Origin of the sequence: Xanthomonas arboricola (assembly GCF_002940665.1) — a bacterium.
GTDB lineage: Bacteria > Pseudomonadota > Gammaproteobacteria > Xanthomonadales > Xanthomonadaceae > Xanthomonas > Xanthomonas arboricola_B.
The window spans coordinates 805,203-819,407 of the sequence record NZ_MIGY01000001.1; the positions used below are offsets into that span (position 1 = coordinate 805,203).

The 14,205-nt window shown below is 65.7% G+C and carries 10 protein-coding genes; 5 read left to right on the forward strand and 5 right to left on the reverse strand.

Features of this window, described 5'->3' with window-relative positions; all coding sequences use genetic code 11:
• Positions 1-19 precede the first annotated feature (19 nt).
• Positions 20-1,138: a threonine dehydratase gene (locus XarjCFBP7645_RS03490; RefSeq protein ID WP_104536243.1), complete on the forward strand. Its 1,119-nt coding sequence runs from the start codon at positions 20-22 to the stop codon at positions 1,136-1,138.
• Positions 1,135-2,697, forward strand: coding sequence for a 2-isopropylmalate synthase (locus XarjCFBP7645_RS03495; RefSeq protein ID WP_104536244.1), 1,563 nt, complete (start codon positions 1,135-1,137; stop codon positions 2,695-2,697). Before XarjCFBP7645_RS03490 ends, XarjCFBP7645_RS03495 begins: the two co-directional genes overlap by 4 nt.
• Positions 2,698-4,377: 1,680 nt before the next feature.
• On the opposite strand, the gene leuB is transcribed toward XarjCFBP7645_RS03495, so the two are convergent.
• The 4 genes from leuB to leuC form a co-directional block, all read right to left on the reverse strand.
• Entirely contained in the window at positions 4,378-5,451 is a 1,074-nt protein-coding gene (gene leuB, locus XarjCFBP7645_RS03505) for a 3-isopropylmalate dehydrogenase (RefSeq protein ID WP_104536246.1), read from the reverse strand.
• Positions 5,452-5,488: 37 nt separating this feature from the next.
• A complete protein-coding gene (locus XarjCFBP7645_RS03510) occupies positions 5,489-6,238 on the reverse strand; it encodes a class I SAM-dependent methyltransferase (RefSeq protein WP_104536734.1) in 750 nt (249 codons plus the stop codon).
• Between the two features lie 35 nt (positions 6,239-6,273).
• On the reverse strand, positions 6,274-6,921 hold the full coding sequence (leuD, locus tag XarjCFBP7645_RS03515) for a 3-isopropylmalate dehydratase small subunit (RefSeq protein ID WP_104536247.1): 648 nt from the start codon (positions 6,919-6,921) through the stop codon (positions 6,274-6,276).
• A gap of 65 nt (positions 6,922-6,986) precedes the next feature.
• A complete protein-coding gene (gene leuC / locus XarjCFBP7645_RS03520) occupies positions 6,987-8,435 on the reverse strand; it encodes a 3-isopropylmalate dehydratase large subunit (protein ID WP_104536248.1) in 1,449 nt (482 codons plus the stop codon).
• Between the two features lie 120 nt (positions 8,436-8,555).
• On the opposite strand from leuC, the gene XarjCFBP7645_RS03525 reads away from it, so the two are divergent.
• Positions 8,556-9,440, forward strand: a complete 885-nt coding sequence (locus tag XarjCFBP7645_RS03525) for a LysR family transcriptional regulator (RefSeq protein WP_104536249.1) — start codon at positions 8,556-8,558, stop codon at positions 9,438-9,440.
• Positions 9,441-9,476: 36 nt separating this feature from the next.
• On the opposite strand, the gene XarjCFBP7645_RS03530 is transcribed toward XarjCFBP7645_RS03525, so the two are convergent.
• Positions 9,477-12,485, reverse strand: coding sequence for a ligand-binding sensor domain-containing diguanylate cyclase (locus tag XarjCFBP7645_RS03530; RefSeq protein WP_104536250.1), 3,009 nt, complete (start codon positions 12,483-12,485; stop codon positions 9,477-9,479).
• A 275-nt stretch (positions 12,486-12,760) separates the two neighbouring features.
• Between XarjCFBP7645_RS03530 and XarjCFBP7645_RS03535 the strand changes: the two genes are divergently transcribed.
• Together XarjCFBP7645_RS03535 and XarjCFBP7645_RS03540 are read left to right on the forward strand one after the other, a co-directional pair.
• The gene (locus tag XarjCFBP7645_RS03535) at positions 12,761-13,414 is read left to right on the forward strand and encodes a TetR/AcrR family transcriptional regulator (RefSeq protein ID WP_047127206.1); all 654 of its coding nucleotides are present in this window, start codon (positions 12,761-12,763) and stop codon (positions 13,412-13,414) included.
• A gap of 128 nt (positions 13,415-13,542) precedes the next feature.
• Positions 13,543-14,199: a protein-L-isoaspartate O-methyltransferase family protein gene (locus XarjCFBP7645_RS03540; protein WP_047127207.1), complete on the forward strand. Its 657-nt coding sequence runs from the start codon at positions 13,543-13,545 to the stop codon at positions 14,197-14,199.
• Positions 14,200-14,205: the final 6 nt, after the last annotated feature.

A 14,205-nucleotide genomic window follows, 5' to 3' on the forward strand; every position in this document is an offset into this window, starting at 1 on the left:
CGGCCGTGCGCGTGCCGCAATGCCTGATTCCGACCGCCCCTCCCCGCAGGAGCCAGACGTAGGCGACGTGGCGGTCAGCGTGGCCGACGTGCTGGCTGCGCAGGCACGTCTGCGCAAGTATCTGTCGCCCACGCCGCTGCATTACGCCGAACGCTTCGGTGTGTGGTTGAAGCTGGAAAATCTGCAGCGCACCGGTTCCTACAAGGTGCGCGGTGCCTTGAACGCCTTGCTGGCGGGGCTGGAACGCGGCGACGATCGCCCGGTGATCTGCGCCTCGGCCGGCAACCATGCGCAAGGTGTGGCGTGGTCGGCATACCGGCTGGGCGTGCAGGCCATCACGGTGATGCCCTACGGCGCGCCGCAGACCAAGATCGCCGGCGTCGCACACTGGGGCGCCACCGTCCGCCAGCACGGCAACAGCTACGACGAAGCGTTTGCGTTCGCGCGCGAGCTGGCCGACCAGAATGGCTACCGTTTTCTGTCCGCCTTTGACGACCCGGATGTGATCGCCGGGCAAGGCACGGTCGGCATCGAACTGGCCGCGCATGCGCCGGACGTGGTGATCGTGCCGATCGGCGGCGGCGGGCTGGCCTCCGGGGTGGCGCTGGCGCTGAAATCGCAAGGCGTGCGCATCGTCGGCGCGCAGGTGGAAGGGGTGGATTCGATGGCGCGCGCCGTACGTGGCGATCTGCGCGAAATCACTCCCGTCCCCACGTTGGCCGACGGCGTGAAGGTCAAGATTCCCGGCTTTCTGACCCGCCGCCTGTGCTCGAGCCTGCTCGACGATGTGGTGATCGTGCGCGAGGCCGAATTACGCGAAACGCTGGTGCGCCTGGCACTGGAAGAACACGTCATCGCCGAGGGCGCTGGCGCGCTGGCACTGGCCGCCGGTCGCCGCGTTGCAGGGAAACGCAAGTGCGCGGTGGTCTCTGGCGGTAATATCGACGCAACTGTTCTGGCCACACTCTTGTCCGAGGTACGGCCGCGGCCGCCACGCAAGCCGCGTCGTCGCAATACCGAGCGACTTCGCAACGAACGCAGCGCCAAGTCACTTCCCGAAACACCCGTTCTTTCCCGCCCATCCGCAGTCGCTCCAACGCCTGTCACCGCCATCGCCGTAGAGGAGTCTTCCTGGTGAACACGACCGTATCCAACCAGACCCCGCGTATCCGAATTTTCGACACCACCCTGCGCGACGGCGAGCAATCCCCCGGCTGCAGCATGACGCCCCAGCAGAAGCTGGTGATGGCGCGCGCGCTGGACGAACTCGGCGTGGACATCATCGAAACCGGTTTCCCGGCCAGTTCGCATTCCGACCGCGAGGCCGTCGCGATGATCGGCCGCGAGCTGCGCCGCCCCACGCTGGCGGTGCTGTCGCGCTGCCTGCAGGCCGACATCGAGACCTCCGCGCGTGCACTGGAGGCGGCCGCCAATCCGCGCCTGCATGTCTTCCTGTCCACCAGCCCGCTGCACCGCGAGCACAAGCTGCGCATGAGCCGCGAGCAGGTGCTGGAGTCGGTGCACAAGCATGTGACGCTGGCGCGCGGCTATATCGACGATGTCGAGTTCTCCGCAGAGGACGCCACCCGCACCGAAGAGGATTTCCTGGCCGAGGTGGCGCGCGTGGCGATCGCCGCCGGTGCCACCACGATCAATCTGCCGGACACGGTGGGCTTCACCACGCCGGAAGAAATCCGCGGCATGTTCTCGCGCCTGATCGCCAGCGTGGAAGGTGCCGATACCGTGATCTTCAGCGCGCACTGCCACAACGATCTGGGCCTGGCGGTGGCCAATTCGCTGGCGGCGATCGAAGGCGGCGCACGGCAGGTCGAATGCACCATCAACGGCATCGGCGAGCGCGCCGGCAACTGCGCACTGGAAGAAATCACCATGGCACTGAAGGTGCGCGGTGCGTTCTACAACATCGATACCGACATCAACACCCCACGCATCGTCTCCACCTCGCAGTTGCTGCAGCGCCTGGTCGGCATGCCGGTGCAGCGCAACAAGGCGGTGGTCGGCGGCAACGCGTTCGCGCACGAGTCGGGCATCCACCAGCACGGCATGCTGCGCCATCGCGGCACCTACGAAATCATGCGCCCGGAAGACGTGGGCTGGGAGTCCTCGCAGATGGTGCTGGGCCGCCATAGCGGCCGTGCGGCAGTGGAACAGCGTCTGCGCGCCTTGGGGTACCTGCTGGAGGAGGAAGAGGTCAAACTGGTCTTCGAGCAGTTCAAGGCATTGTGCGAAAAACAGCGCGTGGTCACCGACGCGGACCTGCAGGCATTGATGCAGGACGCCACCGTGCAGGAAGGCTATCGCCTGGCGTCGATGACCATCAGCGATGTCGGCAGCCGTGCCAATGCGCTGGTGGAGTTGTCCGATCCGGACGGCAATCGCGTGGCCGAAACCGCGCAGGGCAATGGCCCGGTGGATGCGCTCTTTGGCGCGCTGGCCTCGGCCACCGGCGTGAAGCTGGAGCTGGACAGCTACCAGGTGCATAGCGTGGGCATCGGCGCGGACGCGCGCGGCGAAGCCAGCCTGAGCGTGCGCCACGATGGAGTGGAATACGAAGGCACCGGCACCAGCAAGGACATCATCGAAGCCAGCGCCCTGGCGTGGCTGGATGTAGCCAACCGCCTGCTGCGTCAGCGCGAGCGCGGCGTGGTCGCCGGCAAGACCGCTGCGGTGGCGTAATACCGGTCATTCGCTGGACGAAGCAAACCTGACGGCCGGCAGAGTGATCTGCCGGCCGTTTTGGTGCTTGGTGTTTCAACTTCTTTGCAAGTGCGTCGGTTTGCTCACCGCGCCTGTGGGAACCGGCACTGAAAACGGTGCTGCGCCGGTGACCGACTTTGCGGGCGACATCTAAGGGTTCTGTACGAATGCGTCGGGTTGCTGCGTGCGATTGCACGCGTACCGACACCGGAAACAGAACGCGGAACACGGAACACGGAACACGGAACAATCTCGCACACGAGGTCTGCCGGCTTTGTGCGAATGCTTCGGTCTGCTGCGGGCGCTTGCACGCGTGTCGGCGTGGGACACGCCGGCGGCATGGATGCCGCCACCGAGCCTCCACGGACGGATTCACGGCGTGTCCCGACACCGGATGCGGCGCCGCGCCGCCGACCGACTCCGCACACCGATCAACCTTGCGCACGACATATGACGTTCCGCGCGAATGCTCCGGTCTGCTGCGGGCGCTTGCACGCGTACCGGCGTGGGACACGCCGCAAGTACGTCCGTGTAGGCTCTGGCGCGGCATCCATGCCGCTCAAGGTCCCACGCCGGCACCCGCGCAAGCACCACCGGTTGTTGTCGGTTGCGGAAAGAAATGCAGGGGACTGCTGGTCAGCAGGTCTTTCGGAGTGTCACCGTCGCTGGTGACATGACAGCAGATGAATGGCGTACCGATCACGTCGACCAAGAAATCCGCAGGCACCAACGCTTGCTTGAAAGCATTGCTTGCCGATCAACGGTGGCAATGTTGGGAGCTTGGTGTCGCGTCCGGGGGCGGGACCGTGTGGCGGCATGGATGCCGCCACCGAGCCTCCATGGATGGATTCACGGCGTGTCCCGACACCGGATGCGGCGCCGCGCCGCCGACCGACTCCGCACACCGATCGATCTTGCGCACGACATCTGGCGTTTTCATGCGAATGCTCCGGTCTGCTGCGGGCGCTTGCACGCGTGCCGGCGTGGGACACGCCGCAAGTACGTCCGTGTAGGCTCTGGCGCGGCATCCATGCCGCTCAAGGTCCCACGCCGGCACCCGCGCAAGCACCATCAGTTGCTGTCGGTGGCTGAAAGAAATGCAGAGGGCCTGGTGGTCAGCAGGTCTTTCGGAGTGTCACCGTCGCTGGTGACATGACAGCAGATGGATAGCGTACCGATCACGTCGACCAAGAAATCCGCAGGCATCAACGCTTGCTTGAAAGCACTGCCTGCCGATCAACGGTAGCAATCTTGGGAGCGTGGTGCCGCATCCGGGGGGCGGGACCGTGTGGCGGCATGGATGCCGCCACCGAGCCTCCACGGACGGATTCACGGCGTGTCCCGACACCGGATGCGGCGCCGCGCCGCCCACCGACTCCGCACACCGATCGATCTTGCGCACGACATCTGGCATTTTTATGCGAATGCTTCGGTCTGCTGCGGGCGCTTGCACGCGTACCGGTGTGGGACACGCCGCAAGTACGTCCGTGTAGGCTCTGGCGCGGCATCCATGCCGCTCAAGGTCCCACGCCGGCACGCGCGCAAGCACCGCCGGTTGTTGTCGGTTGCGGAAAGAAATGCAGGGGACCTGCTGGTTTGCAGGTCTTTCGGAGTGTCACCGTCGCTGGTGACATGACAGCAGAGGAGAAGCGAACGCTGTTACAGTGCGGCCACCACTGCATCACCCATTGCCATGGTGCCAACCTTGGTCGTGCCTTCCGACCAGATGTCGGCGGTGCGCAGGCCTTGGTCGAGTACCTTGCCGACCGCTTGTTCGATCGCATCTGCTGCAGCAGATTGCGCGAACGTGTAGCGCAACATCATTGCCACCGACAGGATGGTGGCCAACGGATTGGCGATGCCCTTGCCTGCGATGTCCGGCGCCGAGCCATGACATGGCTCATACATGCCCTTGCTATTGGCATCCAGCGAGGCCGAAGGCAGCATGCCGATCGAACCGGTGAGCATCGACGCCTGGTCGGACAGGATGTCGCCGAACATGTTGTCGGTCACGATCACGTCGAACTGCTTGGGCGCGCGCACCAGCTGCATCGCCGCGTTGTCCACGTACATGTGCGACAGCGCGATGTCCGGATAATCCTTGGCCACTTCTTCGACGACGGCACGCCACAACTGGCTCGACGCCAACACATTGGCCTTGTCCACCGAGCACAGCTTTTTGCCGCGCAAACGTGCCATCTCGAAGCCGGCCTTGGCGATGCGGCGGATCTCGCCCTCACTGTATGGCAGCGTGTCGTAGGCCTGACGCTCGCCATTTTCCAGCGTGCGCGTGCCACGCGGCTGACCGAAGTAAATGCCGCCGGTGAGCTCGCGCAGGATCAACAGATCCAGCCCGGACACCACCTCCGGCTTGAGCGTGGAGGCGTCGGCCAACTGCGGATACAGCAGTGCCGGACGCAGGTTGGCGAACAACCCAAGCTGCGAGCGGATCTTGAGCAGGCCACGCTCCGGGCGCAACGATGGGTCGATGGTGTCCCATTGCGGCCCACCGACCGCGCCCAGCAGCACTGCGTCGGCAGCGCGTGCGCGCTCCAGCGTTTCGTCGGCCAGCGGGCAGCCGTACTTGTCGTAGGCTGCGCCACCGAGTTCGTCGTACACCAGGCTGAAGCCCAATCCGTGCTGCGCATCGATGCGCGTCAGCACCTTGACCGCTTCGGCCATGATCTCCGGGCCAATGCCGTCGCCAGGAAGAATCAGAATCTGCTTGCTCATGCAATCCTCGTGAGTTGGCGCCGTAGCGCCCAAAAAATCAACGTGCTGCCCATACCACCAGCACATCTGTGCTGAAGGAGCCATCGGCCGCAATCTGAAAGTAGTCGCGCACCTCGTCTACCGCTGCGCCCTGCAATGCGCGAATGGCCGCGCGCAACACCTCCGGCGTGCGCATGCGATCTACCCAGCTCAGATAGTCCAGCTGCAGCCGTTGGCAATGATGCCGCTGCACCTGCAAGCCGGCATCACCGAGCGTCTGCAACCACTGCGCAACACTGTAGTCACGCACATGGCTGGTATCGCGCAGCAACTCGATCGCCTGCAGGTGCGTATCCAGCAGCGGCAGGCCAGGCGCCACTACGTCGATGAAGGCCGCAATCCCGCCCGGACGCAGCACGCGCCGCACTTCGCGCAGTGCCTGCCCCAAGTCGCTCCAATGGTGCGCCGAGTAGCGGCTGACCACTGCATCCATGCTGCCGGTCTCGAACGGCAAGCGTTCGGCGGCACCTTGCACCGTGCACACTTGGGTCAGCCCGCGGTCTGCGGCGGTGGCCGCCACGACCTCGAGCATGTCGGCAGACAGATCGTAGGCCACCACCTCGGCCATCAGCGGCGCCAGCTGGAAACTCACATGCCCGGCACCGCAGCCCAGGTCGAGCAGTCGCCCGTTGCGACGATCCTGCAGACCAGCGCGGAGCTCGGCGAACTCGGCGCCTTGCGCATGCACGTCGCTATGCAGATAAGCCTGCGCCTGCGGCCCGAACTGCGCAGCGACATGCTCGCTCAACGCACCCGCATCGGCGGTGGCGGTGGCAACCGCACTCACTGCAGCGCGCCGAACAGCCACGGTTGACGCGCGCGATGGCCTTGCTCGAAGCGACCGATCGCATCGGCGTCCTGCAGGGTCAGGCCGATGTCGTCCAGGCCATTGAGCAGGCAGTGCTTGCGGAATGCGTCGACGTCGAAGCCGTATTCCACGCCATCGGGGCGGCGCACGCGCTGCGCGGCCAGATCCACGGTGAGTTGGTAGCCTTCGGTGGCAATGCACTGCTCGAACAAGGCATCGACTTCTGCTTCGGCCAGCACGATCGGTAGCAGGCCGTTCTTGAAACTGTTGTTGAAGAAGATGTCGGCGAAACTGGGCGCGATTACCGTGCGGAAGCCGTATTCGTCCAGCGCCCACGGCGCGTGCTCGCGCGAGGAGCCGCAGCCGAAGTTCTCGCGTGCCAACAACACGCTGGCGCCCTGATAGCGCGGGAAATTGAGCACGAACTCCGGATTGAGCGGGCGCTGGCTATTGTCGCGGCCGGGCTCGCCGATATCCAGATACCGCCATTCGTCGAACAGGTTCGGCCCGAAACCGGTGCGCTTGATCGACTTGAGGAATTGCTTGGGAATGATCTGGTCGGTATCGACATTGGCGCGATCCAGCGGCGCCACCAGTCCGGTGTGTTGGGTGAAAGGGGTCATCGGGATGCCGTGATTAGGGATTGGACATTGGGGATTCGAAAAAGCGGGAATGCGCGGACCGGTGTTTACGAATCCCGAATCCCCACTGCCGAATCCCCGAGGTCACGCACATCGACAAAATGCCCGCTGACCGCCGCCGCTGCCGCCATTGCCGGGCTGACCAGATGGGTGCGCCCACCGGCGCCCTGGCGGCCTTCGAAGTTGCGGTTGGAGGTGGAGGCGCAGTGTTCGCCGCTGCCCAGCTTGTCCGGGTTCATCGCCAGACACATCGAGCAGCCCGGCTCGCGCCATTCGAAACCGGCATCCAGAAACACCTTGTCCAGGCCTTCGGCTTCGGCCTGCGCCTTGACCAGACCCGAGCCCGGCACCACCAGCGCCTGCTTGATGGTGGAAGCGACCTTGCGACCCTTGGCCACCGCAGCGGCCGCGCGCAGATCTTCGATGCGCGAGTTGGTGCACGAGCCGATGAACACGCGGTCCAGGCGGATCTCGGTAATCGGCTGATTTGCGCGCAGGCCCATGTACTTCAGCGCGCGCTCGATCGAATCGCGCTTGGTCGGATCCTGTTCGGTTGCCGGGTCCGGTACCTGCCGGTCCACCGCCAGGACCATTTCCGGCGAGGTGCCCCAGCTGACCTGCGGCTTGATGTCTTCGGCGCGCAGCTCCACCACGGTGTCGAAGTGCGCATCCGCATCGGAGACCAGCGTGCGCCACAGCGCGACGGCTGCCTCCCAGTCGGCGCCCTTGGGCGCGAACGGGCGACCTTCGACGTAGGCAATGGTTTGTTCGTCCACCGCCACCATGCCTACGCGCGCGCCGGCTTCGATGGACATGTTGCAGATGGTCATGCGGCCTTCCATCGACAGCGCGCGGATCGCGCTGCCGGCAAATTCCAGCGCGTGGCCGTTGCCGCCGGCGGTGCCGATCCTGCCGATCACCGCCAGCACGATGTCCTTGGCGGTCACGCCGAACGGCAGCGTGCCTTCCACGCGCACCTGCATGTTCTTCATCTTCTTGGCGATCAGGCATTGCGTGGCCAGCACGTGCTCGACTTCGGAGGTGCCGATGCCGTGCGCCAGCGCGCCGAACGCGCCATGCGTGGAGGTATGCGAATCGCCGCAGACCACGGTCATGCCCGGCAAGGTGGCGCCTTGCTCGGGGCCGACCACATGCACGATGCCCTGGCGCGCGTCGTTCATCTTGAACTCGAGGATGCCGAAATCGTCGCAGTTCTCGTCCAGGGTCTGCACCTGCAGGCGCGAGACTTCGTCGGAAATCGACTCCAGCCCGCCCTGGCGCTCGGCGCGCGTGGTCGGCACGTTGTGGTCGGGCGTGGCGATATTGGCGTCGATGCGCCACGGCTTGCGCCCGGCCAGGCGCAGGCCTTCGAACGCCTGCGGCGAGGTCACTTCATGCAGGATGTGGCGGTCGATGTAGATCAGCGACGAGCCATCGTCGCGGCGCGTGACCTCGTGCAGGTCCCACAGCTTGTCGTACAGCGTCTTGGCAGTCATTGCGGCGATCCGGTTGGCGGGTGGTGGGAGAATCCACCTGGCTGAAGTCGATGCTAGGAGCTTGCCTTGGATAACACAAATTCATATTGTCTATTCAACAAATGAAATTCAGGAATGGCAATGGATCTGGCAAGCCTCAGCGCCTTCGTGGCGATCGCCGAGAGCGGCAGCTTTTCGGCAGCCGGCGAGGCCTTGCACCTCACCCAGCCGGCGGTCAGCAAACGGATCGCCTTGCTGGAAGGGCAACTGTCGGCGCGGCTGTTCGACCGACTTGGCCGCCAGGTGGTGCTGACCGAGGCCGGCCAGGCCTTGCTGCCGCGCGCGCAACGCATCCTGGCCGAGCTGCAGGACACCCGCCGCGTGCTGGAGCATCTTGGCGCGGCGGTCGGCGGGCGCCTGAGCCTGGCCACCAGCCATCATGTCGGCCTGCACCGCCTGCCGGCCCTGCTGCGCGGCTTCGCTGCACAGCACCCGCAGGCAGCGCTGGACATCCGGTTTCTGGATTCGGAGCTGGCCTATGCCGCCGTGCTGCGCGGCGAGGTGGAGCTGGCGGTCACCACGCTGGCGCCGGACACGCGTGCGCCGCTACGCGCGCAACCGATCTGGCACGACCGCCTGCAGTTCGTGGTGGCGCCGGACCATCCGTTGGCCGGATTGCGCGCGGTGGCGCTGGAAGATGTCGTGGCGCATCCGGCGGTGCTGCCTGATCCGGGCACGTTCACCCATCGCATCGTCGCCGGCCTGTTCGCCGGGCGCGCACTGGTGCCGCGCCTGCGCATGACCACCAACTATCTGGAAACGATCAAGATGCTGGTGTCGGTGGGCCTTGCGTGGAGCGTGTTGCCGGAGCGCATGATCGATCATCAGATCGTGGCGCTGCCGCTGCGCGATGTGGCGCTGTCACGCGAGCTGGGCTGCGTGACCCATGGCGGGCGCACCCTGTCGCGCGCCGCGCAGGCGTTTGTCGCGTTGTTGCATGCGCAGGCGGACCAGTTGCAGAAGTGAGCCCGGCAGCTCCACGCACCCGGCAACGCGTCAGCCTTATTGATCCACCAATCGATCACGCCCCAGCCGCTTGGCCTGGTACAGACGGCGGTCTGCCAGTGCCAGCAATTCGCGCCGGCTCGGTGCTTCATCGCTCATCGCCATGCCCATGCTGGCAGTGCAGCGCACCGTGGTGCCCTGCGTCTGGACACCGATCGCGGCGAGCCGTTGGCGCATGCGCTCGAACAGCGCGCGCGCCTGTGCCGCATCCACGCCGACTGCCGCGAGCAGAAACTCTTCCCCACCGTGACGTGCAGCAAAGCACTGCGCGTGATCCTGCTCGCTGAGTGCTTCGCCGATCGCACGCAGTACCGCATCGCCGACCTCATGGCCGTACTCGTCATTGATGCGCTTGAAGTGATCGATGTCCATCAGCACCAGCGCCAAGGGGGCACCACCGGCGCGCGCGTCGTCGAACCATTGCTGCAGGACACGCTCGGCCTCACGCCGATTCGGCAAGGCGGTCAGCACGTCGTGGCTGGCGCGGTATTCGAGCTGGCGCATCAGGGCTTCGCGCTCCTGGCTGGCCTGCTGCAGCGCGAGGTTCTTGTCGCTCAGCTCGCGCGTGCGTGCGTCGATCACCGTATTGAGCTGGCGCTGACGACGGCGATAACTGGCGGTGCGCCACAGATAAAACACGTAGATCAGGCTGCCCAGCCCGAGGATGCCCAAGGCGATCACTTCGCCACGCCGCCACCACGGCGGCGCCAGTGCGATCACCAGGCTGGATTCGCCCAACAGCGCGGTCCGCCGCCAGTCCACCGGCAGCGACATCGCCTGGACGCGGAAACGGAAACGGCCCGGCGGCAGATTGGTGTAGACCGCCTCGCTGGCGCTGTCGGCTTCCACCCAGTCCGGGTCGAAGCCTTCCAGCCGGTAGCGGTAGCGCACCTTGTCCGGACCACGAAAGTTCAGCCCCGCATAGCCAATGGCGATGCGCCGGGTCTCCGCACCGAAGCGATGCAGACCATTGAGCGGTTGCACCATGCCGTCGACCAGCAGGCGCTCGAATACGATCGGGACGCGATGGCCTTGCAGGGTGCCCACGCGCGACGGGTCGATCACGCCCAGGCCCGCAGCGGTGGGAAACAGCAGCTGCCCGGACTGCGTCATCCAGCCGGCTGGCGCACTGCTGCCGTTGCCCTGATTGCCGGGCATGCCGTCGCTGCGATCCACCACCTCCACACTCAACTGCTCGCGAGTACCGGCGTCGAGCTGATCGAAATCACTGCGCGCGATGCGGAACACGCCATGGTTGCTCGACAACCAGAAATAACCGCGCCCATCGTCGATTACCCGGAACACCTTGTCGCGCGGCAGCCCCACCCGATGGTCGTAGACGCGGAAGGTCTCTCCCCGCAGGCGCAGCAAGCCGCGATCGCTGGCGATCCACAGATCGCCGTTGGGATCGCGCAGGAAGTCGAATGCGTTCTGCCCGGGAAAATCCTGCTCGCCCAGCCATGCGCGCGTGCTGCCGTTTGCCGACAGCGCGGTCATACCGCGATCGGTGCCAATCCACACATTGCCCTGCGTATCGCGATACAGCACCTGCACCGAGCCATCGGGTACGCCGTCGGCGGCGGTGTAGCGACGTGCCTTGCCATCACGCCAGCGCACCAATCCGGCCGTGGTACCGATCCATAGCGCCTCGCCATCGGGCAACACCGCGCGCACCGACAGTGACGGCAGGCCGTCGGCCGCGCCAATGCGCGCCAGCACATGACCTTGCGCGTCCAGACGCACCACCCCCTGGCTGTACGTGCCCGCCCAGACGCCGCCATCGCCGGCATCGGCCAGGGCCAGTACAGATTGCTCCAGCACGCGTCCGCCCTGGTTGGGCACCACCGATACGCGGCTGATCTGATTGGCGCGCCAGCGGTCCAGGCCCACCGCGCTGCCCACCCATACGGTGCCGTCGCCGGTCTGCAATACCGTGCGTACGTAGTCCGAGGCCAGCCCGTCTTCGTGGGTGACGCCGTGCGCGGCGCCTTCGGCAATGCGGAACAGGCCATGTGTGCTGCCGACCCAGATCAGGCCCTCGGCATCTTCCAGCAGCGCCGGGCTGGCGACTCCTGAAATGGCGATCTGTTCGTCCGGTGCATCCGCGCCACTGTGCACCACCAGCGTGCCCGACGGCATGCTCATCCATAGATGCCCGCGCCGATCCAGCAGCAATGCATCCACACGCTGGCCTTGGCGGAAACGCTGTAGCCCGCCACCGCGGCTCCACCACCACACTCCGTCGTCACCGGCGACCAGCAGGCCGCCCTGACGATCGCTGGCCAGCCGTCGTACCGGAGCGGCGCGCATGCCATGGGCCTTGCCCCAAGCCTCGGCCGCGCTGCCGTCGCGCGGCAGACGATAGAGCCCGACTTCGGTACCCACCCACAAGTCGCCCTCACCATCGCCCTCGGCCGCCAGCGCAGTGATGCGCGCACGCGGCAGGCCGGCCTGGCGACCGACGTCCACCACCCGCCCGTCCGGCTCGATGCGGTACAGCGTCTGCGGCGTGCCGACCCACAATGCGCCATCGGCGCGTCGCAGCAATGCACTGACCGCCAGGTGACGCGCCGAAGCGTCGCCCAGTTGCTGCCAGTGACCGTCCTGGTAGTGGTACACCCCATCGAAGGCGGTGCCGAACAACATTCCGCCGCTGCTGTCGCGTGCCACAACGAACACGCCCCCCAGCTCGACACCCGGTGTGTTCTGGCGGTCATACACGGTGAAGTCGCGGCCGTTGAAGCGCGCCACGCCTTCCCAGGTGCCCAGCCAGATCAGGCCATCGGCGCCCTGCGCCACCGCATGGACCAGATTGTGCGGCAGGCCGTCGTCCATGCTCCAGCGCGTGACGGTGTGATGCGTCGTATGGGTCGGCGGCTGGGCGTGGGCCGGCCAGACGCCGAGCAGCACGCAGGCCAGCAACGCCCATCGCCACAGCGGTCCGATCCGCCGCACGCATGTGCTGCGGACGCAGCCTGCATGCGCATGCGCCCCGACCCTGTCCACGCTTCGACCCCCTCGTTGTGCTGGCCAAGAGTGCTGCCGACGTGCGTCGGCAGACCGTTAGTCAATCTATCACCGGGGGTTTTGCAACGCCCTAGGTGGATTCCCCACAAGGATGGGACGCACCATGACACCGGGAGGCATTCAGTTGAAACAATTAACGCCCATAACGAAGTTGGCGCGCAGCTGGCGTGTAGGCACGACCGTTCCTGAGCGCTTCAAGGCGCTCCACGGGCGGCGAGTATAAATATAGAACCCGATGGTCTAGTATTGACGGCATGTCCAGCCCGCCCCCCCTCAAGTCCAAGGCCAAAAGCAACGGCCCCGGAAGGCCCAAGGATCTTGGGAAACGCGCCGCCATCCTCGGCGCTGCCCGCGCCATGTTCATGGAGCAGGGGTATGCCGGTGTCAGCATGGATGGCATCGCCGCGCAGGCGGGTGTATCCAAGCTCACCGTCTACAGCCATTTTGGCGACAAGGAGAGCCTGTTCTCCGAAGCGATCCGTGCGCAATGCCAGCAGATGATGCCGGACGACCTGTTCGATCATGCCCCCAAGGGCGCGTTGCGCGATCAGCTGATCGAAATTGCCAATGCCTTCTTCGCCATGGTCAGTACCGACTCGGCCATTGCCACCCACCGCATGATGATGGCGCCCGGCACCGGCGATGTGCATGTGCGCGAGATGTTCTGGACTGCCGGCCCCAAGCGAACCCAGCAGGCGCTGGCGGATTTCCTGTCTGCGCGCGTGGCCGATGGTCAGTTGAAGATCGACGATGTGGCACGTGCGGCCTCGCAGTTCTTCTGCCTGCTCAAGGGCGAGCTGTATGCGCTGATGATGTGCGGCCTGCATGGCCAGCCCACCCGCGCGCAGGTGGACGAACACCTGCAAGCCAGCGTGGATTTCTTTTTGAGGGCGTATGCACCGCGTTGAACGCCCCCGGCCTTTGGTGGCGATGACTTCCGGCACTGCGCCGTTTGGCGGCGCGCAGCGATGCTAGATGCGCCAGTGGCCCCGTGCACCGGTAAAATGCCTGCCCCACCGCGTTGGATAACCGCACCATGACGATCGATTTCTCCCAGGCCCGCGAAAAGATGGTCGAACAGCAGATCCGGCCGTGGGACGTGCTGGACCTGCGCGTGCTCGCGGTGCTGGCGCGCCTGCCGCGCGAAGCCTTCGTGCCCGAGGCCTACAAGACCCTGGCCTATGTCGATGTGGAAATCCCGCTGTCGGCAGGCCACAAGATGATGAAGCCGGTGGTGGAAGGCCGCATGTTGCAGGCGCTGGATCTGCAGCCGGGCGAGGACGTGCTGGAAATCGGCACCGGCAGCGGATTCTCCACCGCCTGCCTGGCTGCGCTTGCCCGCGAGGTGCTGAGCCTGGAGATCGACCCGGCACTGGCCGCCGCCGCGCGCGCCAGTCTGGACAGCAGCGGCCTGGGCAGCAACGTGCGTATCGAAACCGCCGATGTGTTCGGCTGGCAGAGCGAGCGCCGCTTCGATGCGATCTGCGTGACCGGCGCGGTCGAGTCGCTGCCGACGCAGTGGCTGCAGTGGCTGCGTCCGAACGGGCGTCTGTTCGTGGTCCGCGGTCACGATCCGGTGATGGAAGCAGTCCTGGTCCGTGGCGACGTCAACGCTCCGCGCATCGAATCGTTGTTCGAAACCGACCTCGCCTATCTCCAGGGCGCCGCACCGACGCCCCGATTCCAATTCTGATTCCCA

Excerpts from the sequence above, each read along its gene's own strand:
- leuD (WP_104536247.1), bottom strand. The coding sequence starts at position 6,921 with ATGACCCCTTTCACCCAACACACCGGACTGGTGGCGCCGCTGGATCGC.
- leuB (WP_104536246.1), bottom strand. The coding sequence starts at position 5,451 with ATGAGCAAGCAGATTCTGATTCTTCCTGGCGACGGCATTGGCCCGGAG.
- XarjCFBP7645_RS03535 (WP_047127206.1), top strand. The coding sequence starts at position 12,761 with ATGTCCAGCCCGCCCCCCCTCAAGTCCAAGGCCAAAAGCAACGGCCCC.
- XarjCFBP7645_RS03525 (WP_104536249.1), top strand. The coding sequence starts at position 8,556 with ATGGATCTGGCAAGCCTCAGCGCCTTCGTGGCGATCGCCGAGAGCGGC.
- XarjCFBP7645_RS03540 (WP_047127207.1), top strand. The coding sequence starts at position 13,543 with ATGACGATCGATTTCTCCCAGGCCCGCGAAAAGATGGTCGAACAGCAG.
- XarjCFBP7645_RS03490 (WP_104536243.1), top strand. The coding sequence starts at position 20 with ATGCCTGATTCCGACCGCCCCTCCCCGCAGGAGCCAGACGTAGGCGAC.
- leuC (WP_104536248.1), bottom strand. The coding sequence starts at position 8,435 with ATGACTGCCAAGACGCTGTACGACAAGCTGTGGGACCTGCACGAGGTC.